The following is a 20,619-nucleotide window of genomic DNA, read 5'->3' as shown; positions in this document are numbered from 1 at the left end:
GGGCGGTCAGTGGGTGAGGCGAGCCGTCGAGCCGCGCACGATGAGCTCGAACGGCAGGTCGCCCGGTCGATGCGCGGAGGTCTCGCCGGGCGCCGACTCGAGCTCGGCGAGGATCGCGTCGGCGGCCCGCTCGCCCTGGCCGAGCGGGAACTGGTCGACCGTCGTGAGGCGGAAGAACTCGCCGAGCTCGTGGCCGTCGATGCCGATGACCGAGAGGTCCTCGGGCACGCGGTAGCCGAGCTCGCGGGCGGCGAGCAGCGCGCCGATCGCCATCTCGTCGGATGCCGCGAAGATGGCCGTCGGGCGGCCTCCGGGCTGGCCCAGCAGCTGCTTCGCCGCACGGAACCCGCCCTCGATCGTGAAGTCGGCGGGCTCGTACAGCGACGGCTTGGCCGGGATCCCGGCATCCGCGAGCGCCTGCTCGAAGCCCTGCCGGCGGTGCGTGGGGATGTGGAAGTCGATGTCGAACTCGGGGCTCGCGCCGATGTGGGCGATCTCGCGGTGTCCGAGTGCGAGGAGGTGCTCGGTCGCCAGGCGCGCCACCGCGACGTCGTCGACGGTGAGTGTCGTGAGCCGCGGGTTCGGACCGCCGATCGCGATCACCGGCAGGTCGAGCTCGAGCAGGTGCTCGGTCTCCTCCTGGCCGAGCTCGATCGCGATCGCGATGACCCCGTCGACGCGCTGGCGCCGCAGGAACGTGTCGAAGATGTCGCGGCGCTCCGCCCGGTCGGCGGTGAGGCTGTAAAGGGTGATGTCGTAGCCGCGGCGCATGAGCGCCGACGCGATGCCGCTCAGCACCGTCGAGAAGAACCAGCGGTCGAGGAAGGGCACGAGCACGCCGATGTTGCGCGTGCGACCCGAGGCCAGGCTCGAGGCCGACGCCGAGACGACGTACCCGAGGCTCTTCGCGGCGGCTTCGACCTTGGCCTTCGCCCCCGCCGAGACATGACCGCGTCCGCTCAGGGCGCGCGACACGGTCGCGGTCGAGACGCCCGCCGCGCGCGCGACCTCGTCGATGCTGACCACGTCGTCACCTCTCCTTCGACCGGCGATCCGGCCGGATCGCGGGACGCCGCGCTCGGCATCCCGCTCGCACCCTCAGCCGTTCGCCACCCAGACGGTCGTGTCGGCCGGCAGCTCGGCGCCGGCGAGCGGGCCGCTCGCTGCGATCACGATACCGTCCGGCACGGGGATGGACGCCGTGCCGGTGTTCGCGACGACCGTCACATTCCCGTTGCGGAATGCCACGGCATCCGGGCCGTATCCATCGATCCACTCCAGCGTGCCGGCCCCGAGGCCGCGGGCGCGGCGCTCCGCGAGCAGCAGGCGGTAGAGCTCGAGCGTCGACCCCTCGACACCGACCTGCGCACTGCGCGCGAGCTCGGCCCACTCGGCCGGCTGCGGCAGCCACGACGCACCGGAGGGGCTGAAGCCGTAGGCCGGGGCATCCGTCTCCCACGGGATCGGCACCCGGCAGCCGTCGCGGCCGTAGCGCTCGCCGTCGGTGCGGAACCAGGTGGGGTCCTGCCGGGCCGCGCCGGGGATGTCGATGACCTCGGGAAGCCCGAGCTCCTCGCCCTGGTACAGGTAGGCCGAGCCGGGGAGGGCGAGCATCAGGGTCGTGGCGGCGCGGGCGCGGCGCAGGCCGACCTCGGGGATCGGCTTGCCCGGTGAGTCCGGGCCGATGCCGTGGCCCTGCGGGTTCTCAGCGGTGAGCGCCAGGCGCGAGGCGTGGCGGACGACGTCGTGGTTGGACAGCACCCACGTGCTGGGGGCGCCGACGCCCGGGAATGCGCGCAGCGACTCGTCGATGACCTCGCGCAGCTCGGCGGCGTTCCACTCGGTCTGCAGGTAGGGGAAATTGAAGGCCTGATGCATCTCGTCGGAGCGCACCCACAGCGCGGTCCTGTCGGCGGTCGGCAGCCACGCCTCGGCGGCGAGTGCGCGGTCGCCCTCGTACTCGGCCATGATCCTGCGCCAATCGCGGTACACCTCGTGCACGCCCTCCTGGCCCCAGTACGGCACGTTCTCCTCTTCGCCGCCCATCGAGCCGGCCTCGGGGGCCGGGATGTAGTCGGGGAGGCCCTCGGCCTTCACCAGGCCGTGCGCCACGTCGACACGGAATCCGTCGACGCCGCGGTCGAGCCAGAAGCGCAGGATGCGCCGGAACTCCTCGCGCACCTCCTCGTTGGACCAGTCGAAGTCGGGCTGCGACGAGTCGAACAGGTGCAGGTACCACTGGCCCGGCGTGCCGTCGGCCTCGATCACGCGCGTCCACGCGGGGCCGCCGAAGACCGAGTCCCAGTTGTTGGGTGGCAGCTCGCCGTGCTCGCCCGTGCCGTCGCGGAACATGTACCGCGCGCGCTCGGGGCTGCCGGGCGCGGCTGCCAGGGCCTGCTGGAACCACTCATGCTGGTCGGACGAGTGGTTCGGGACGAGGTCGACGATGACGCGGATGCCGCGCTCGTGCGCCGCCGCGAGCATCGTGTCGAAGTCGGCCAGGGTGCCGAAGAGCGGATCGACGTCGCAGTAGTCGCTGACGTCGTAGCCGGCGTCCTTCTGCGGCGAGCGCTGGAACGGGCTCAGCCAGATCGCGTCGATGCCCAGCTGCGCCAGGTCGTCGAGGTGCGACGTGATGCCGGGCAGATCGCCGATGCCGTCGCCCGAGGCATCCGCGAACGAGCGGGGGTAGATCTGGTAGATCACGGCGGTGCGCCACCACTCGCCGCCGACGGTGGCGAGGAACGCGTCCGTGCGCTCTGCGGTCTCTGGGGAAGTCATCGCGCCAGTCTACTGCAAGCGCTTACACATCCGTATCGCCGGGCGGGAGGCGAGGAAGAGCGCCGAATCGAGGACGGATTCCGCGCGTGGGTCCTCGTTTCGGCACATGTCCTCGTCTCGCACGCGTGCGGCGTAGGGTGGGCGGGTGCTCTCCGAGGCTCTCACGCGTGCCGAATCCCTCATCCGGACGATCCCCGACTACCCCGAGCCGGGCGTGCTGTTCCGCGACATCACGCCCCTGCTGGCGGATGCCTCGGCACTTCGCACCGTCATCCACGCGATGATCGCCCCGTTCGAGGGGTCGTTCGACGTCGTCGCGGGGGTGGAGGCGCGTGGGTTCCTCCTCGCGGGCGCCGCGGCGATGGAGGCCGGCGCCGGCCTCGTTCCGATCCGCAAGGCGGGCAAGCTGCCCCGGCCCGCGGCATCCGTCGACTACGCCCTCGAGTACGGCACCGCGACCATCGAGGCGCACGACGACATCACGAGCGGCATGCGCGTGCTGCTCGTCGACGATGTGCTCGCCACCGGCGGCACTCTGGTCGCGGCGCACGAGCTCGTCGGGCGCCTCGGCGGCGAGGTCGTCGGCACGGCCGTGCTGATGGAGCTGGCCGCGCTCGGCGGCCGCGACGTCGTCGGAGACGTGCACGCCGTCTTCACCGCCTGACCGGGCGTCACACCAGGAGCGTGGCGACGAGGATGCCGGCGCCGACGAAGGCGGACCAGCCGCGGAGGTGATTGCCCAGCGTCCACTGGCGGGCGATCGTGCGCCACGTGCGCTGATCGGCGGCGTCATCCGCCGACAGCCGGTCCACGGCGTTGTTGCGGGGGATGTTGAATCCCGCCGTGATGAAGAAGTGGGCGATGATCAGCACGTCGCCGGCGATCCGCCACGCCGAGACGGCGCCGTTCCACGAGAGCGCCTCGGCGATCGCCGAGGCCAGCGCGACGAGGGCGGATCCGACGAAGAGCAGCAGGAACACGGGGCGGATGGAGCGGTTGATCTGCTGCATCGCGCGGAGCGCCGCGCCGTCCGGGGTGCGGGCGAGGCCCGGCATCACGAGCAGCGAGAACCCGAAGTAGACGCCCGCGATCGCGGCGCCGAGGAGGGCGGATGCCGCCGCCAGCGCGTCGGGCAGGTTCATACGGCTCCTCGGGACGGCGTGATCGAGCGCAGCTGCGCGTCGCCAGCGAGCTTACGGCGACCCGCTGACGCCGTGCGGACGCGGACACGGCCGCATCCCGAAGGACGCGGCCCGGTCGGCGAGCGGGAGTGCGGCCGGCGGAACCCGGCGAGAGCTCTCGAGCCGTTCCCGAGCGGAATCGGCACGCGGGCTTCGGCCCCAGCGTGCTCGCTGGGGCCGAAAGGGAGCCTCAGCCGCCGAGGACGACGTTCAGCGGCGGCTCGCCGGCGGCGAGGCGCTCGATCTGCGCACGCACCAGCCGTGCCACGCGAGGTCGCATGGCGCTCGAGGCTCCGCCGACATGGGGCGAGATCAGCACCCCTGGCTGACCCCAGAGCGGGTGACCCTCCGGGAGCGGCTCAGGGTCGGTGACGTCGAGTGCCGCCCGGATGCGGCCGCGCCGCACGTGGTCCACGAGCGCGTCGGTGTCGACGAGGGTGCCCCGGCCGACGTTCACCAGCAACGCGCCGTCCGGCAGCGCCGACAGGAACGCGTCGTCGACGATCCCCTGTGTCGCCGCGCCGCCCGGCAGCGTGACGATGACGATCTCGGCATCCGGCAGCAGCCCAGGCAGCTCGTCGACGCCGTGCACCGGCATCCCGTCCTCGTCCCGCGCACGGGAGGCGACCGCTGTCAGTCTCACTTCGAAGGGCGCGAGCCGTGCGGCCACGGCCTTGCCGACGCCGCCGTAGCCGAGCAGCAGCACACGCCGGTCGGCGAGACTCTCGGTGAACGCGGGCGACCAGCGGCCCGCCGCCGTGTCGATGGCGAACGCGTCGAGGCGCCGCTGCGCGGCGAGCGTGAGTCCCACCGCGAGCTCGGCCGTGGACGTCTCGTGCACCGAGGCCGCGTTGGCGAACACCAGGCCGGGCGGAAGGATGCTCTCGACGCCGTCGTATCCGATCGACTGGCTCTGGACGAGCCCGACCTCGACGCCCTCGAGGCGCGACAGCACGCGGGCCATCGACATGTACGGGGGCACGACCATGTCGAATCGGTCGCGCGGGGCCGCGGCATCCATCGGCCATACCACCACCTCGACGCCCTCGGGGAGCTCGCCCAGGTCGGCGGCGAGCTGCTCGGTCGGGACGCTGACGACGAGATTCCGGATGCTGTCGCTCACGGTTCCACGCTACCGGCGCACGCGGGGACTAGAGTTCGAGCAACCGGACAGGGAGGCAAGGATGGTTCCCGAGATCAACTACTGGGCGGTGCTGATCGCGACCGCGTCGAGCATGGTCGTCGGCGCGATCTGGTACACGCCGAAGGTGTTCGGCACGAGGTGGGCCAAGCTCGCGAACGTCGACATGGACCGGCCGGGTGCGACCGCCGTCGTGCCCATCGTCGTGACCGTCATCGTGAGCTTCATCACGGCATGGGTGCTGGCCGGCGCGTCCTCGATCGCCTGGCACTTCTACGGCGGCGGCTATCTGTGGGCGGCGCTCGCGACCGCCGTGATCCTGTGGGCGGGCTTCACCGCCGCCCGCTTCATCACGCACGATGCGTTCGAAGGGCGCCCGACGTCGCTGACGGTGCTCAACATCGCGCACGAGCTGGTGACGCTCGTGATCATGGGCCTCATCATCGGCGTGTGGCCGCCTGCCGGAACGGTGTGAGCCGGCGGATGCCGCGCGTCAGGCCGCGGCGCCGACCACGGCCGCGATCGCCGAGGTGAAGAACGGCAGGCCGTCCTCGCCCGAGCGCATCGCGGCGGACGTGTCGGGACCGAAGCCCGGCTCGACCGCGTGCTCGGGGTGCGGCATGAGGCCGACGACGTTGCCGCGCTCGTTCGCGATGCCCGCGATGTCGCGCAGCGAACCGTTCGGGTTGATGCCGACGTAGCGGAACGCCACGAGCCCCTCGCCTTCGAGCCGGTCGAGCTCGGACTCCGACGCGATGTAGCCGCCGTCGGCGTTCTTCAGCGGGATGACGATCTCCTGGCCGGCGGCGAAATCGCTGGTCCACGCGGTGTCGTTGTTCTCGACGCGCATCCGCTGATCGCGGCGGATGAACTGCTGGTGCGCGTTGCGGATCAGGCCGCCGGGGAGCAGGTGAGCCTCGACCAGCATCTGGAAGCCGTTGCAGATGCCGAGGACGGGCATGCCCTTGGCCGCGGCATCCTTCACCTCCGCCATGATCGGCGCGAGCGCGGCGATGGCGCCCGCGCGCAGGTAGTCGCCGTAGCTGAAGCCGCCGGGCAGCACGAGCGCGTCGACGCCTTCGAGGTCGTGCGAGCCGTGCCACAGGGCGACGGGCTCGGCCCCCGCGATGCGGATCGCGCGCTGCGCGTCGCGATCGTCGAGCGATCCGGGGAACGTGATGACCCCGATGCGGGCGGTCATTCGACCACCTCGACCCCGACCACATCCTCGATCACGGAGTTCGAGAGGATCTCTTCGGCGACCCGCTTGGCCTCGGCCAGGACCTCGTCGGTCACGTCGCCGTCGACGGTCAGCTCGAAGCGCTTGCCGATCCGGACACCGCTGAAGTCCGACACGCCCAGACGGGCGAATGCGCCGGAGACGGCCTTCCCCTGCGGGTCCAGCAGCTCGGCCTTGGGCATGACGTCGACGACGATGGTGGGCATCAGACAGCTCCGGATGTCGCGGGCAGGGGTCTCGTCCAGTCTACGGGCCCCGGCATCCGCCCCGGTCTCCGCGTCGTTCGCGTGCGATCACGGCCCGTGACGCAATCGTGACACATCCATGGGAGCGCTCCCTTGACATCCGTGAGAGCGGTCCCATAGCGTTGCGTCTCAATCGTTGGGAACGCTCCCACGACACCAAGGCCGCGGAACCCATCCGGGGCCGGTTCCTGCAACACACACCAACCTGACAACACAAAGGAGTGACAGTGAACGCACGCGCCTTCCGCAGAAGCGCCGTGGCCGTCGCCGCCTTCTCGGCCTCGGCCATCGTCCTGGCCGGCTGCGCCGGCAACAGCGGCGACACCGGTGACGGCGGCAACGCCGACGAGGAGATCACGCTGACGGTCGCCACCTTCAACGACTTCGGGTACACCGACGAGCTCCTCCAGGAGTACATGGACGAGAACCCGAACGTCACGATCGAGCACACCCGCGCCGCCGAGTCGGGCGACGCCCGCGCGAACTACTTCGCGAAGCTCGGCAAGGGCGGCCTGGCCGACATCGAGGCGGTCGAGATCGACTGGTTCGCCGAGGCCATGCAGTACTCAGACCTCCTCGCCGAGGCACCCGACTCGGTCAAGGGGCGCTGGCTGGACTGGAAGGAAGCCGCCGCGACCGACGCCGACGGGCGTCTCGTCGGCTTCGGCACCGACATCGGCCCGCAGGGCATCTGCTACCGCAGCGAGCTGTTCGCCGCCGCCGGCCTGCCGAGCGACCGCGAGGGCGTCGCCGAGCTGTTCAACGGCGACTGGGAGCACTTCCTCGACGTCGCCGACCAGTACAAGGCGGCGACCGGCAAGCCGATGATCGACTCGGCCAACTCGGTGCTGCAGGGCATCGTGAACCAGATCGAGTACACGTACACCGAGCCCGACGGCGCGGTCATCGCCACCGAGAACCCCGAGATCCAGGCGGCGTACGAGCTCGTGACCGAGCGCGCGGTGCCGAACTCGGCGTACGCCGGCCAGTGGTCGGACGACTGGTTCGCCTCGATGGCGAACGGCGAGTTCGCCGCGATGCTGTGCCCGGGCTGGATGCTCGGCGTCATCGAAGGCAACGCGCCCGACACCACCGACTGGGACATCGCCGACGTGTTCCCGGGCGGCGGCGGCAACTGGGGCGGCTCGTACCTGACCGTTCCGGCCGATGGCGACAACGTCGAGGCGGCGCTCGCGCTGGCCGACTGGCTCACCGCTCCCGAGCAGCAGATGAAGGCGTTCGCGAACGCGGGCACCTTCCCGAGCCAGCTCGAGGCTCTCGAGAGCACGGAGCTCGCGGAGGCCACCAACGCGTACTTCCAGGACGCGCCCGTCGGCGAGATCCTCTCGACCCGCGCCGAGGCCGTCACGGTCGCGCCTTACAAGGACGCGAGCTACTTCAAGTACCACGACGCGCTCCAGAACGCGGTCACGCGAGTCTTCGACGGCGTCGAAGACGAGCAGACCTCGTGGAACACCTGGGTCGCCGAGGTCGAGGCCTTCTGAGGCTCCGATCCGATTCATGATCGAGTGCGCGCGGGTGAACCCGACGCCCGCGCGCACTCGGTCTGTCCGACCCCGACCTCACCGGAGCCATCGTGACTGCCACCCAAGTGCGCCCTGACGCGCCTGAGGCGCCGCCGAAGCCGACAGAGAAGCGCGTTCGCGTGCTGTCCTTCAGCCAGCAGCTCAGCCGCTGGGACCTCAAGGTCTCGCCGTACCTCTACATCTCGCCGTTCTTCCTCATGTTCGCGATCGTGGGTCTCTTCCCCATCGCCTACACGGCGGTCATCTCGTTCATGGAGTGGGACCTCGTCCGCAACTCCGGCGAGTTCATCGGGTTCGACCAGTACATCTGGATCCTGCAGAACCCGCAGTTCTGGACCGCGCTGCGCAACACCTTCAGCATCTTCCTGCTCTCGAGCGTCCCGCAGCTGATCCTGGCGATCTTCATCGCTGCGATGCTCGACAAGAACATCCGCGCCAAGACGTTCTGGCGCACGAGCGTCCTGCTGCCGTACGTCATGGCGCCCGTGGCCGTCGCGCTGATCTTCAGCAACATGTTCGGCGACAACCACGGCCTGGTGAACAACATCCTCACGGGCCTCGGCCTGCCGGCGATCCCGTGGCACAAGGACCCGTTCTGGAGCCACGTCGCGATCGCCACGATGGTGAACTTCCGCTGGACCGGCTACAACGCGCTGATCCTCCTCGCCGCGATGCAGGCCGTGCCCCGCGACTACTACGAGGCGGCCACCGTCGACGGCGCCGGCGGCTTCCGCCAGTTCTGGAGCATCACGCTCCCCTCGCTGCGTCCCACGCTCATCTTCGTGATCATCACGTCGACGATCGGCGGCCTGCAGATCTTCGACGAGCCGAGCCAGTTCGACAACACCGGCCAGGGCGGCGCCGCTGGTCAGTGGCTCACGATCACCCTGTTCCTCTACAACATCGGCTGGCGCGAGTGGAACTTCGGCCGCGCCGCGGCGCTGGCGTGGATCCTGTTCCTCCTCATCCTCGTCATCGGACTCATCAATTTGATGGTCACGCGCCGGCTCGTCCGCGACGAGACCAGCCGGGGCGCCGCCGGCGTCCTGCGGCGCATGGACCGCAAGGGGGACGCCCGATGAGCACCACACCTCCCATCGCGATGGTGGAAGAGCCCATCGCCACCGCAGGGCTGGGGCGCGGTCGCGGCCGCGAGAACAGGACCACCAAGATCCGCGGCTTCCGCGCGGGGTTCTGGGTCTACGCGGGCCTCGCGGTCGTCGTGCTGTCCGCGGTGTTCCCCTACTACTGGTCGTTCCTGATCGGGTCGGGGGATTCCACGACCATCAGCGACCCGAACATGTCGTGGATCCCCGGCGGCAACTTCCTCGCCAACGCCGCCTCGGTGGTCAACGACCCCGCGGTGAACTTCTGGCCCGCGCTGTGGAACTCGCTCTACAGCTCGACCCTGATCGCGGCATCCGTCGTCCTCACGTCGACGCTCGCCGGCTGGGCCTTCGCGAAGCTGCGCTTCCCGGGGAGCAAGGGCCTGCTCGTGTTCGTCGTCGCCACGATGGCGGTGCCGACCCAGCTGGGCGTCGTGCCGCTGTACATCCTGTTCGCCGACCTCGGCTGGACGGGCAGCGTCGGCGCCATCATCATCCCGGCGCTCACGAGCGCGTTCGGCGTGTTCTGGATGACGCAGTACCTGCAGCAGACGGTTCCCGATGAGCTGATCGAGGCTGCGCGCGTGGATGGCGCGACGATGCTGCGCACGTTCTGGACCATCGCGGTCCCGGCGGCGCGTCCAGCGGCGGCCATGCTGTTCCTCTTCACCTTCGTCGGCGCGTGGAACAACTTCTTCTGGCCCTTCATCGTGCTCGACCGGCGCGACCCCACTCTGCCGGTGGCGCTGTCGCTGCTGCAGTCGAACTACTTCGTCGATTACTCGATCGTGCTCGCCGGCGTGCTGCTGGCGACGATCCCGCTCATCCTGCTGTTCGCCTTCGCCGGTCGCCAGCTCGTCAGCGGGATCATGGCCGGCGCCGTCAAGGGCTGATAGACACATGACCATCGCATCCAGAGAGGACTCTGCCCTCATGACGACCGCGACTTCGCGTGCGTTCCCGTCGGACTTCCTGTTCGGCGCCGCGACCGCCGCCTTCCAGATCGAGGGGGCCGCCCGCGAGGACGGTCGCCGCGACTCGATCTGGGACGCGTTCTGCCGCGTGCCGGGCGCCGTGATCAACGGCGACAACGGCGATGTCGCGTGCGACCACTACCACCGGTACCGCGACGACGTGGCCCTCATGAAGGACATGGGGCTGCAGACCTACCGCTTCTCGACGTCGTGGGCGCGCGTGCGTCCCGACGGGGGACCCGTCAATGAGCAGGGCGTGGACTTCTACAAGCGGCTGGTCGACGAGCTGCTGGGCGCCGGCATCCTCCCGTGGCTCACCCTGTACCACTGGGACCTGCCGCAGGCGCTGCAGGAGAAGGGCGGCTGGGCGAACCGCGACACCGCCGAGAGGTTCACCGAGTATGCGCTCGACATGCACGACGCGCTCGGAGACCGTGTGGACGTGTGGACGACGCTCAACGAGCCGTGGTGCTCGTCGTTCCTGAGCTACACGGCGGGCCTGCACGCTCCGGGCCACTACAGCGTGACCGAGGGCGTGCTCGCCGCGCACCACCTGATGCTCGGCCACGGTCAGGCCGTCCGCGAGCTGCGGGCGCGCGACGAGTCGCTGACGCTCGGCATCACGCTCAACCTCACGGTCGCCGATCCGGTCGACGCGTCCGACCCGGCGGACGTCGACGCGGCGCGCCGCATCGACGGGCAGTTCAACCGCTGGTTCCTCGATCCGATCTTCCGCGGCGAGTACCCCGCCGACATCGTCGACGACATCCGGGAGGTGGATGCGGAGGCCGTCGCCGCATGGGAGTCCGCGATCCGGCCGGGCGACCTCGACGCGATCTCGACGCCCCTCGACACGCTCGGGGTGAACTACTACCACGGCGAATACGTCGGAGGCCACGCCCCCGAGAACCCGCCGAAGGCCGGTGACGCACCGACCGATCGTCCGGGACGCTCGCCGTTCCCGTCGCACGAGGGCATCTTCTGGCACGAGCGCGGCCTTCCGCGCACGCCGATGAACTGGGAGGTGCAGCCCGAAGGGCTCACGCGCCTGCTCGAGCGCGTGTGGCACGAGTACGCCGAGCCCGCCGGCACCGTGCTGTACGTCACCGAGAACGGGGCGGCCTACGACGACGCCCGCGTCGTCGAGGAGGGCGAGGTCCGCGTGCACGACGAGGATCGCGCCGAGTTCCTGCGGGCGCACCTGGCCGCGATCCTCGACGCGGCCGATGCGGGCGTCGACGTGCGCGGGTACTTCTACTGGTCGCTGCTCGACAACTTCGAGTGGGCGTGGGGGTACGAGAAGCGATTCGGTATCGTGCGAGTCGACTACGACACGCAGGAGCGGTCCCTCAAGGACAGCGCGCGCGACTACCGTCGGATCATCGCGGCCCGCGCGCTCACCGGTTCCGATCTGCCGGTCGACGCCTGACGGGCTCGCGCGAGGGGCAGGATGAGGGTATGACCACACACGTGACGGGGGGCGCATCGCGATGACCACCGAGACGATGCGCCATGCCGTGACGATCGAGGAGGTCGCCGCGGCCGCGGGGGTCTCGCGGTCGACGGTCTCGCGCGTCGTCAACGGCTCCACCGCGGTGAGTCCCGAGGCGCTGGAGGCGGTCAAGCGTGCCATCGCGGACCTCAACTACGTCCCGAACCGTGCGGCGCGCTCGCTCGCGAGCCAGAAGACGCACGCCGTCGCCCTCATCGTGCCCGAAGACACCACGAGGTTCTTCGGCGACCCGTTCTTCGCGGCGATCGTGTCGGGCATCAACTCGCGGCTCAGCCGCTCGGACTACGTGCTCAACCTGTTCATCGCGAGCGACGACCCCGGCGACAAGACGACGAGCTACGTGCGCAGCGGCGCCGTCGACGGGGCGATCGTGGTCTCGCACCACACCAGCGACACGTTCATCGAGCGCATCGCGAGCGTCGTGCCGGTCGTCTACGGCGGCCGGCCGGTGCGCGAGCGCGAGCGCGACTACTACGTCGACGTCGACAACGTCCGGGGCGCGTACGACGCCACGGTGTACCTGATCGAGAGTGGCCGCCGCCGGATCGCGACGATCACGGGACCACTCGACATGCCCGCCGGCATCGACCGCCTCCAGGGTTACCGCGACGCCCTGGCGGCGTTCCACCTCGAGGAGCACGCGATCGAGGACGGCAACTTCACGGCGGACGGCGGGGCCGACGCCATGCGTCGCATCCTTGCCGCAGGATCCCCGCCCGACGCGGTGTTCGTCGCGAGCGATCTCATGGCGCGCGGCGTCCTCACCGCGCTGACGGCTGAGGGACTGCGCGTGCCTGACGATGTCGCGCTCATGGGCTTCGACGATTCACCGGTCGCGACATCCGTCATCCCGCAGCTGACGACGGTACGTCAGCCGTCGTTCCAGCAGGGCGAGCGCATGGCCTCGGTGCTCATCGATCTGCTCGCGGGACGGCATCCGCGCCACGTCACGATCCTCGAGACCGAGCTCGTCATCCGCGACTCCGTCTGAGGCCGGCTGGGGCCGGAGGCCGGGGCGCTGGGGTCAGCCCCGGCCTGGCACGGTGGCGTGCAGCAGGTTGCGCCACGGGTCGTCGAACGACACCGTGCGCCCGTCGTCGCGCACCGCGAAGCCGTGGTGGCGCAGCCGCTCGGCGAGCTCGCCCAGCGCGTCGGCGTCGGGCAGCTCGAGATCCACGCGGCCCAGACCGAGCGCGGGCATGCGCGGGCCTGCCCCGCGCGAGCTCCAGGTGTTCATCGCCATGTGGTGGTGGTAGCCACCGGCGCTCACGAACACCGCCTGATCGCCCAGCGCGGCCGTCTCGTCGAAGCCGAGCGCGTCGACGTAGAACGAGCGGGCGGTGGCGACGTCGCCGACCGACAGGTGCACATGACCGACGGATGCCGCGTCCTGCGCCGTCGCGCCGCCCGTGGCACGCTCGGTCAGGTGCTCACGCAGGTACGCGTTGGGGTCGAGGTACAGCGTCGCCATCTCGATCTGCCCGTGCACCCACGACCACTCGGTGCGGGCGCGGTCCCAGTACAGCTCGATGCCGTTGCCCTCGGGATCGGTGAAGTAGAACGCCTGGCTGACCAGGTGGTCGGCCGACCCCGTGAACGTGTGCGGCGCGCGGGTCGCGACGCTGTAGAGCGCGGCCGCGAGCGCCTCCTGCGACTCGAACAGGATCGCGGTGTGGAAGAGCCCCGCCGAGCCCGGGGTCGCGTGGCGCAGCGCCGGGTCGTGCCGCAGCGCCACGATCGCCCGCCGGGCGCGGCCGAGCACGACCTGGTCGCCGTCCGCAACGAGCACCTCGAGCGTGACGACGTCGCGGTAGAACGCGGTCATGCCGTCGAGGTCGCCGACGAGCAGCGTCACGGCTCCCATCGCGGTGTCGGCGGCGAGGCGGTCGGCCGCCGTCTGCTGTGCATTCACATGAATGTAGAACCCTCGGCATCCGTCGCCCATTCCCGGGGCCGGGGCGCGCGTGTCCCGCTTTCGGCTGTAAGAGCGCCGTCTTGCGGACGAAAGTGGGACATGCTCGGCCGAACTCGGGACACCGTGACCGGCCGGGCGGGCGCCGGGGCTCCGGGTCAGCGGACCTGGACGTCCTGCGGGTCGCCACCGAGCTGACCCACGGGCGGCAGCGGGCCGCCGTCGTCGGCGCCGGTCTTGCGCCAGCGGGCGATGAGGTTGCCGAGGTGGTAGATCAGCAGCGCCGCCGCCGCGCCGATGACGATCGCGCCGAGCTGGAAGTCGCCCCACTGCATCGTGAATCCGGCGATGCCGATCACGAGCGCGACGGCCGCCGTGTACTGGTTGACGGGGCGCGAGAAGTCGACGCGGTTGTCGACCCAGATCTTGATGCCGATGATGCCGATGAGCCCGTAGAGGGCGGTGGTCACGCCGCCGAGCACGCCGGCCGGGATGGAGTTGAACACCGCGCCGACGACGGGCGACATCGACAGCAGGATCGCGAAGACACCCGCCACCCAGTACGCGGCCGTCGAGTACACGCGGGTCGCGGCCATGACGCCGATGTTCTCGCCGTACGTCGTGGTGCCCGACCCGCCGAAGGTGCCCGCGAGCACGGTGGCCGCGCCGTCGGCGATGAGCGCGCGGCCGGTCTGCTGGTTGACGGATGCCTCGGTCATGGTCGCGACGCCGCGCACGTGTCCGACGTTCTCGGCGATGAGCACGAGCACGACGGGCAGGAACATCGCGATGACGCTCCAGGTGCCGGGCGACACGAAGTCGGGGAAGTGGAAGGTCGGAAGACCGATCCACTGGCCGTTCGCGATGAGTTCATTCACGGCGGTGAAGTCGACCTCGCCGAGGAGGAGCGCCACGACGTACCCGACGATCACGCCGAGGAAGATCGAGATGCGGCCGAGGAATCCGCGGAACAGCACGCTGAACAGCACGACGGCCACGAGCGTGACGGTCGCGGTGAAGGGCGCCTGCTGGTAGCTGTCCCACGCGACCGGCGCGAGGTTGAATCCGATGAGCGCCACGATCGCTCCGGCGACCACCGGCGGCATGAGCTTCTCGACCCAGCCGAGCCCGGCGAACTGCACGATGAAGCCGACCGCTGCGAGCAGCACGCCGACCGCGACGATTCCGGCGAGGGCCGAGCCCATGCCCTGTGACGCTGTCGCTGCGGTCACCGGCGCGATGAACGCGAACGACGAGCCGAGGTAGCTGGGCAGCTTGTTGCGCGTGATGAGCAGGAACAGCAGCGTCCCGATGCCCGAGAACAGCAGCGTCGTCGAGACCGGGAAGCCCGTGATGATCGGCACCAGGAAGGTCGCGCCGAACATCGCGATGACGTGCTGCGCGCCGATCGCGATGGTCGCGGGCCAGTTGAGGCGCTCTTCGGGTCTCACTACCTTGCCGGGTTCGACGGTCCGGCCGTTGCCGTGCAGAGTCCACAGTGGCATGCGCGCTCCTTGCGCTCAGGGGTTTGTGCTGGCCTCACGATAGCGGTCGCGCGTCCGCGCGCGAGTTGCTTCGGGCAAGCGGCATCCGAAAGGGTGGACAGGCGGCGCTCGCGCGCCTGCCACCGATGTGACGGAGAGACGTGACAGACCCATCGATTCCCCCGCAGCCCGAAGCTCCCGCCGGCCCCGCCGCCGCGCCCCCGCCCGCAGCCGCCGCCCTCGAGCTGCGCGGCCTCGTCAAGCGGTTCGGGCAGAAGGTGGCCGTCGCCGACCTCAGCCTGCGGGTGCCGACCGGCTCGTTCTACGGGCTCGTGGGTCCGAACGGGGCGGGCAAGACCACGACGCTCTCGATGGCGACGGGCCTCCTCGCGCCGGATGCCGGGCAGGCGCTGGTGCACGGGGTCGATGTGTGGCGCGACCCGGTCACGGCGAAGAGCATGCTCGGCAACCTCGCCGACGGCGTGAAGCTGTTCGACCGACTCACGGGTGAGCAGCTCGTCACGTACAACGGCCTGCTGTTCGGCATCCCGCAGGACGAGATCGCGCGCCGCACGGCGGACCTCCTCGCCCTGATGGACATGACGGATGCCGCGGGCACGATGGTCGTCGACTATTCGGCGGGCATGACCAAGAAGATCGCGTTGGCGTGCGCGCTCGTCCACGCGCCGCGGCTGCTCGTGCTGGACGAGCCGTTCGAATCGGTCGACCCGGTCTCGGCGGCGAACATCCAGGACATCCTCACCGGCTATGTCGCCAGCGGCGGAACCGTGATCGTCTCGAGCCACTCGATGGACCTGGTGCAGCGCATGTGCGACCACGTCGCGATCGTCGCCGCCGGGCGCCTGCTCGTCGCCGGCACCGTCGACGACGTGCGCGCGGGGGAGTCGCTGCAGGACAGGTTCGTCGAACTCGTCGGGGGCCGGCGACACACGGAAGGGCCGGAATGGTTGCGACGCTCCTGAGGCTGCGCTTCCGCGTCCTCGGCAATCAGCTCGCGCGCAGCCCGTGGCAGCTCATCGGGTTCATCTTCGGCGCACTGTACGGGCTCGGGATCCTCGCCGGGATCGTCGCCGGTCTCGTGGTGCTCGGATTCGGCGACGTGCGGCTGGCCGGCCTCGTCATCGTCGGGGCGGGGTCGCTCGTGACGCTGGGGTGGGCGCTGGTCCCGCTGCTCGCGTTCGGCGTCGACACGACGCTCGACCCTGATCGGCTCGTGGCGTTCCCGATATCGCTGTCGCGCATGATGGTGGCGCTGGCGGTCGCGGGAGTCTGCGGCATCCCCGGCATGGTGACGTCGGCGGCGGCGCTGGCGACCATCGCGACGTGGGCGCACTGGCCGGCGGCGATCATCGCGTGGCTGGTGAGCACTCCCGTCGCCGTCCTCACCGCCGTCGTCGCGTCGCGCACCGTGGCGACGCTCGCGTCGGGCCTCAGCGGCGGCCGCCGCTTCCGCGAGGTGTCGGGGATCGTGGTGTTCATCCCGCTGATCCTCGCCGGTCCGATCATCGTCGGCGTCGCGACGGGTTTCGCGGTCAACGCCGAGACGCTGGCGGCGGTCGTGCCCGTGCTCGGCTGGACGCCGATCGGCGCGGCCTGGGCGGTGCCGGCGGATGCCGCGGCCGGCGACCTGGCGTCGGCCGGGGCGAAGCTGCTGATCGCACTCGCGACTCTCGCGCTGCTGTGGCTGGTGTGGCGGCAGTCCCTGGCCCGGTCGCTCGTGCACCCGCGCCAGACGTCGACCGCCGCGGCGCGCGCCGGTTCGATCGGCTGGTTCGGCCGCGTGCCGACGGGCTCTGCGGGCGCCATCTTCGCCCGCGCGCTGACGTACTGGACCCGGGATCCGCGCTATCTGCGCCAGCTCGTCGGCGCGCCGCTGGTGCCGGTGCTGCTGTGGTTCTACGCGCGCGACGGCGACCCACTGGTCGCGCTGGCGTTCTCGGGTCCGATCATCGCGATCGTGATCGGCATCGTCGTGTACTCCGACATCTCGTACGACGGCACCGCGTTCGGCACCGAGCTCATCACCGGAGCGTCCGGTCGCGCCGACAGGATCGGCCGTACGCTCGCCGCCGGCGCCGTGGCGCTTCCGCTGGTGCTGCTCGCGGTCATCCTGCCGTTCGCGTTCTCGGGCGACTGGACCCAGTTCCCCGGCATCCTCGGAATGTCGATCGGGATCCTCTTCACCTGCTACGGCGTGTGCGCGGTGACCTCGGCGCAGTTCGTCGTGCCCGTGGCGGGCTCGGGCGACAATCCCTTCAAACGCGTGCCGGGAACCACCTTCCTGCAGGGACTGGCCTTCTTCGGCATCTGGCTGATCGCGCTCGCGCTGTCGGCCCCCGCGGTGATCGTCGGCATCATCGGGTTCTTCACCGCGAGCGCGACGATGAGCTGGATCGCCGGTGCCCTTGGGATCGTGCTGGGCGTCGCTGTGCTCGTGGGCGGCATCCTGCTCGGCGGTCGCATGCTCGACCGCACCGGGCCCGTGCTGCTCGCCCGGCTCAAGGCGATGAAGAACGCGTGATCCCGGGAGCGCAGGAGATTTCGCGTTCGACAGGACGGATTCGGCAGATCCGTCCTGCGGAGCGCGCGATCTCCTGTCGAACCGATGCCTCGGCCGCCGGTCAGGCGGAGGTCAGGCGGTCGAGCAGTTCGCGGTAGCGCGCGACCGTCCGCTCGACGATCTCGTCGGGCAGGGCCGGCGGCTCTCCTTCGCGCGGCGGTGCCCAGTTCGCCGCGAGCCAGTCGCGCACGATCTGCTTGTCGAAGCTGGCCATGCGCTCCTCGGGGGTGGCGCCCGAGGCCCAGGTCGCGGCATCCCAGTACCGCGACGAGTCGCTCGTGAGCACCTCGTCGGCGAGCGTCATCACGCCGTTGTCGTCGAGGCCGAACTCGAACTTCGTGTCGGCGAGGATCACGCCGCGCGCCTCGGCCGTCCGGGATGCGCGGGCATAGATCTCGAGCGAGAGGTCGCGCAGCGCTTCGGCGTGCTCCTTGCCGACGAGCTCCACGGTGCGCTCGAACGAGATGTTCTCGTCGTGCTCGCCGAGGGGCGCCTTGTACGCCGGGGTGTAGATGGGCTCGGGCAGTCGGTCGCCGTTCGACAGGCCACCGGGCAGCGGGATGCCGCAGACGGTGCCGCTCTCGCGGTACTCCGCCCACCCCGAACCGGTCAGATACCCGCGCACGACGCACTCGATGGGCAGCATCTCGAGGCTCTTCACCACCATCGCCCGCCCGGTGACGGCATCCGGGATCAGGGCCTTGAGATCGTCGGCCGTGTTCGCCTGGCCGTCCGCGCCGAGGGTGAGCACGTGCGACGCCGCCAGATGGTTCGGGATGCCGCGCCCGCCGTCCGCACCGGCGAGCCGGTCGAACCACCACAGGCTGAGGGTCGTCAGCAGCACGCCCTTGCCCGGAATGCCGGGAGAGAGCACGTGATCGAACGCGCTGACGCGGTCGCTCGCGACCACGAGCATCCGGTCCGACTCCGCGGCGTCCTCGGGAGCATCGGCGGGGACGTAGAGATCGCGCACCTTGCCCGAGTACACATGGCGCCAGCCGGGGAGGTCGAGCGGGGTCGGGGTCGCATCCGTCACCCGCCCATTATCGCGGGTGTCCGCCCCGGGTCAGGGGGTGAGCTCGTCGACGTAGGCGAACGCCTCGGCGGTCACCGCCGGCCAGCGGTCGGCGCGGTCGGGGTCGAGCACCACCCATTCGCGCATGGTGCGACCGCGCATGCGCATGCGCTCGCCGTCGCCCGCGGCCTCCAGTGCATCGGCGCGCTCCGCGGGAACCTTGACCACCAGACTGCCGCGATGACCCACGAAGGCGAAGACCTTGCCGCGGATGCGGACGCCCTCGCTGCCGAACATCGGTCCGATGTCGACGCCGGGGCGACCGAGGTACTCGGCCACGATCGGATCGAAGATAGCGTGAGCGCGTGCGACGGCAGCAGCGTCGGTCATGCCGAGCACGATACGGCCCGCCGCGACGCCGCGGAAGAGGGCGGCCGGGCCCGATTGCGCGGATCGGACGGCGTTGTCAACCCGGTGGCGCGAGGCGCGGCATCCGTTCACGATAGCGTCATGACCGCACTCGCAGTGACCCTGCTCATCATCGGAATCGTGCTGCTGCTGTTCGGCGTGTTCGTCGAGGCGGTGCAATTCCTGCTGTGGATCGGCATCATCATCCTCGTGATCGCCGTGATCATGTGGCTGATGCGCTTCATCCGCCGTCAGACCTGAATGCGTCTGTGAACTCGCCGAAAGGTACGCCGCGCCGCCCGGCACGCGCGTAGCCTGAGCGCAGGGATGTCCTGGACCCCGACATCCGCGGATCGCACCACTGTGCGGCCGGAGGATCGGGGCTGAAGACATGACCGACCAGCTGACACCCGCTGTCCGCACGACCGTCCCGCGCACGACCCGGTCCCCGAACGACTTCACGGAGCTGGCGAAGGCGATCCAGTCGAGCGGTCTCATGCGCCGTCGCTACGGCTACTACTGGACCAAGCTCATCGGCGCGGTCGTGGTGCTGGCCGTGTCGCTCGCCCTGTTCGTCTCCATCGGCGACACCTGGTGGCAGCTCTTCACCGCCGCCGGCCTCGCCGTCGTGTTCACCCAGATCGCGATGCTCGGCCACGACGCCGCGCATCGGCAGATCTTCGTGTCGGGGCGGTGGAACGACTGGACGTCGATGATCCTCGGCAATCTGCTCGTCGGCATGAGCTACGGGTGGTGGCAGCACAAGCACACGCGTCACCACGCGAATCCGAACAAGATCGGGTCCGACCCCGACATCGAGCTGCCCGTGGTCTCGTTCACCCCCGATCAGGTCGAACAGCGCGCCAAGAGCTACGGTCCGGCACTCGGATGGCTGATGTCCCACCAGGGCATGTTCTTCTTCCCGATCCTGGTGCTCGAGGGCCTCTCACTCCACGCGTCGAGCGTGCGACGCGTGGTGTCGCGAGAGCCGCTGCGGCGTCGCGCCGTCGAGGCCGTCTTCCTGGCGCTGCGCATCGGCGGCTACCTCGCCCTCGTGTTCCTCGTGCTGTCGCCCGGCATCGCGGCCGCCTTCCTCGCGGTGCAGCTGGGTCTGTTCGGCGTCTACATGGGCATGGTCTTCGCACCGAACCACAAGGGGATGCCGCTCGTGCCGGCAGACACGAAGCTCGACTTCCTGCGGCGGCAGGTGCTGATGAGCCGGAACGTCCGAGGCAACCGGTTCCTCGACGTCGCGATGGGCGGGCTGAACTACCAGATCGAGCACCATCTGTTCCCGTCGATGCCGCGTCCGCACTTGCGCAAGGCATCGGGCACGATCAAGGCGTACTGCGCCGCGCACGGCGTCCGGTACACCGAGACCGGGCTCTGGGAGTCGTACCGGATAGTGACGCGCTACATCAATCGCGTCGGGCTGGGCGAACGAGACCCGTTCGAGTGCCCCCTGCTCCAGCAGCGTCAGACGGTGTGACG

At 70.2% G+C, this 20,619-nt stretch carries 21 protein-coding genes; 11 read left to right on the top strand and 10 right to left on the bottom strand.

Features of this window, described 5'->3' with window-relative positions:
• Positions 1–6: 6 nt before the first annotated feature.
• Both AC3ANN_RS17590 and AC3ANN_RS17585 read right to left on the bottom strand, forming a co-directional pair.
• Positions 7–1,026: a LacI family DNA-binding transcriptional regulator gene (locus AC3ANN_RS17590; protein ID WP_488338671.1), complete on the bottom strand. Its 1,020-nt coding sequence runs from the start codon at positions 1,024–1,026 to the stop codon at positions 7–9.
• A 72-nt stretch (positions 1,027–1,098) separates the two neighbouring features.
• The gene (locus AC3ANN_RS17585; RefSeq protein WP_488338670.1) at positions 1,099–2,781 is read right to left on the bottom strand and encodes a glycoside hydrolase family 13 protein; all 1,683 of its coding nucleotides are present in this window, start codon (positions 2,779–2,781) and stop codon (positions 1,099–1,101) included.
• A gap of 145 nt (positions 2,782–2,926) precedes the next feature.
• On the opposite strand from AC3ANN_RS17585, the gene AC3ANN_RS17580 reads away from it, so the two are divergent.
• Entirely contained in the window at positions 2,927–3,445 is a 519-nt protein-coding gene (locus AC3ANN_RS17580) for an adenine phosphoribosyltransferase (RefSeq protein WP_488338669.1), read from the top strand.
• A 7-nt stretch (positions 3,446–3,452) separates the two neighbouring features.
• Here the strand turns inward: AC3ANN_RS17580 and AC3ANN_RS17575 are convergent, their stop codons facing one another.
• On the bottom strand, positions 3,453–3,923 hold the full coding sequence (locus AC3ANN_RS17575) for an anthrone oxygenase family protein (RefSeq protein ID WP_488338668.1): 471 nt from the start codon (positions 3,921–3,923) through the stop codon (positions 3,453–3,455).
• Between the two features lie 229 nt (positions 3,924–4,152).
• On the bottom strand, positions 4,153–5,085 hold the full coding sequence (locus AC3ANN_RS17570; RefSeq protein ID WP_488338667.1) for a 2-hydroxyacid dehydrogenase: 933 nt from the start codon (positions 5,083–5,085) through the stop codon (positions 4,153–4,155).
• Between the two features lie 61 nt (positions 5,086–5,146).
• On the opposite strand from AC3ANN_RS17570, the gene AC3ANN_RS17565 reads away from it, so the two are divergent.
• Positions 5,147–5,578, top strand: coding sequence for a DUF1761 domain-containing protein (locus tag AC3ANN_RS17565; RefSeq protein ID WP_488338666.1), 432 nt, complete (start codon positions 5,147–5,149; stop codon positions 5,576–5,578).
• An 18-nt stretch (positions 5,579–5,596) separates the two neighbouring features.
• Here the strand turns inward: AC3ANN_RS17565 and purQ are convergent, their stop codons facing one another.
• Together purQ and purS are read right to left on the bottom strand one after the other, a co-directional pair.
• Positions 5,597–6,304: a phosphoribosylformylglycinamidine synthase subunit PurQ gene (gene purQ, locus AC3ANN_RS17560; protein WP_488338665.1), complete on the bottom strand. Its 708-nt coding sequence runs from the start codon at positions 6,302–6,304 to the stop codon at positions 5,597–5,599.
• Positions 6,301–6,549, bottom strand: coding sequence for a phosphoribosylformylglycinamidine synthase subunit PurS (purS, locus tag AC3ANN_RS17555; protein WP_488338664.1), 249 nt, complete (start codon positions 6,547–6,549; stop codon positions 6,301–6,303). The genes purQ and purS overlap by 4 nt, the downstream gene beginning before the upstream one ends.
• Before the next feature lie 266 nt (positions 6,550–6,815).
• Between purS and AC3ANN_RS17550 the strand changes: the two genes are divergently transcribed.
• The 5 genes from AC3ANN_RS17550 (at position 6,816) to AC3ANN_RS17530 (ending at position 12,719) form a co-directional block, all read left to right on the top strand.
• The gene (locus tag AC3ANN_RS17550) at positions 6,816–8,093 is read left to right on the top strand and encodes an ABC transporter substrate-binding protein (protein ID WP_488338663.1); all 1,278 of its coding nucleotides are present in this window, start codon (positions 6,816–6,818) and stop codon (positions 8,091–8,093) included.
• 92 nt (positions 8,094–8,185) lie between these two features.
• A complete protein-coding gene (locus AC3ANN_RS17545) occupies positions 8,186–9,217 on the top strand; it encodes a carbohydrate ABC transporter permease (protein WP_488338662.1) in 1,032 nt (343 codons plus the stop codon).
• Entirely contained in the window at positions 9,214–10,134 is a 921-nt protein-coding gene (locus AC3ANN_RS17540) for a carbohydrate ABC transporter permease (protein ID WP_488338661.1), read from the top strand. The genes AC3ANN_RS17545 and AC3ANN_RS17540 overlap by 4 nt, the downstream gene beginning before the upstream one ends.
• A 7-nt stretch (positions 10,135–10,141) precedes the next feature.
• Positions 10,142–11,644, top strand: a complete 1,503-nt coding sequence (locus AC3ANN_RS17535; RefSeq protein ID WP_488338660.1) for a GH1 family beta-glucosidase — start codon at positions 10,142–10,144, stop codon at positions 11,642–11,644.
• Between the two features lie 61 nt (positions 11,645–11,705).
• The gene (locus AC3ANN_RS17530; protein ID WP_488338659.1) at positions 11,706–12,719 is read left to right on the top strand and encodes a LacI family DNA-binding transcriptional regulator; all 1,014 of its coding nucleotides are present in this window, start codon (positions 11,706–11,708) and stop codon (positions 12,717–12,719) included.
• A 33-nt stretch (positions 12,720–12,752) separates the two neighbouring features.
• Here the strand turns inward: AC3ANN_RS17530 and AC3ANN_RS17525 are convergent, their stop codons facing one another.
• Both AC3ANN_RS17525 and AC3ANN_RS17520 read right to left on the bottom strand, forming a co-directional pair.
• Positions 12,753–13,592 carry a VOC family protein gene (locus tag AC3ANN_RS17525; RefSeq protein ID WP_488340867.1) on the bottom strand — a complete coding sequence of 280 codons (840 nt, stop codon included), beginning with the start codon at positions 13,590–13,592 and terminating at the stop codon, positions 12,753–12,755.
• Between the two features lie 206 nt (positions 13,593–13,798).
• Positions 13,799–15,145: a uracil-xanthine permease family protein gene (locus tag AC3ANN_RS17520; protein ID WP_488338658.1), complete on the bottom strand. Its 1,347-nt coding sequence runs from the start codon at positions 15,143–15,145 to the stop codon at positions 13,799–13,801.
• A 155-nt stretch (positions 15,146–15,300) separates the two neighbouring features.
• Between AC3ANN_RS17520 and AC3ANN_RS17515 the strand changes: the two genes are divergently transcribed.
• The gene (locus AC3ANN_RS17515; RefSeq protein WP_488340866.1) at positions 15,301–16,107 is read left to right on the top strand and encodes an ABC transporter ATP-binding protein; all 807 of its coding nucleotides are present in this window, start codon (positions 15,301–15,303) and stop codon (positions 16,105–16,107) included.
• Entirely contained in the window at positions 16,089–17,666 is a 1,578-nt protein-coding gene (locus tag AC3ANN_RS17510; RefSeq protein ID WP_488338657.1) for a hypothetical protein, read from the top strand. The genes AC3ANN_RS17515 and AC3ANN_RS17510 overlap by 19 nt, the downstream gene beginning before the upstream one ends.
• A gap of 100 nt (positions 17,667–17,766) precedes the next feature.
• On the opposite strand, the gene AC3ANN_RS17505 is transcribed toward AC3ANN_RS17510, so the two are convergent.
• Together AC3ANN_RS17505 and AC3ANN_RS17500 are read right to left on the bottom strand one after the other, a co-directional pair.
• Positions 17,767–18,741 (bottom strand): phosphoribosylaminoimidazolesuccinocarboxamide synthase, encoded by a 975-nt coding sequence (locus tag AC3ANN_RS17505; protein ID WP_488338656.1) that lies wholly within the window; start codon positions 18,739–18,741, stop codon positions 17,767–17,769.
• Positions 18,742–18,771: 30 nt separating this feature from the next.
• Complete coding sequence (locus tag AC3ANN_RS17500; protein ID WP_488338655.1) at positions 18,772–19,110, bottom strand: TfoX/Sxy family protein; 339 nt, start codon at positions 19,108–19,110, stop codon at positions 18,772–18,774.
• 120 nt (positions 19,111–19,230) lie between these two features.
• Here AC3ANN_RS17500 and AC3ANN_RS17495 point away from each other — a divergent pair, with 120 nt between their 5' ends.
• Both AC3ANN_RS17495 and AC3ANN_RS17490 read left to right on the top strand, forming a co-directional pair.
• Positions 19,231–19,389, top strand: a complete 159-nt coding sequence (locus AC3ANN_RS17495; protein WP_164861522.1) for a hypothetical protein — start codon at positions 19,231–19,233, stop codon at positions 19,387–19,389.
• Positions 19,390–19,519: 130 nt separating this feature from the next.
• The gene (locus AC3ANN_RS17490; protein ID WP_488338654.1) at positions 19,520–20,617 is read left to right on the top strand and encodes a fatty acid desaturase family protein; all 1,098 of its coding nucleotides are present in this window, start codon (positions 19,520–19,522) and stop codon (positions 20,615–20,617) included.
• Positions 20,618–20,619 lie beyond the last annotated feature (2 nt).

Source organism: Microbacterium sp. STRO-2N (assembly GCF_057747775.1).
The sequence above is the reverse complement of the archived record's forward strand: the minus strand, read 5'-3'. Positions and strand labels throughout refer to the sequence as shown.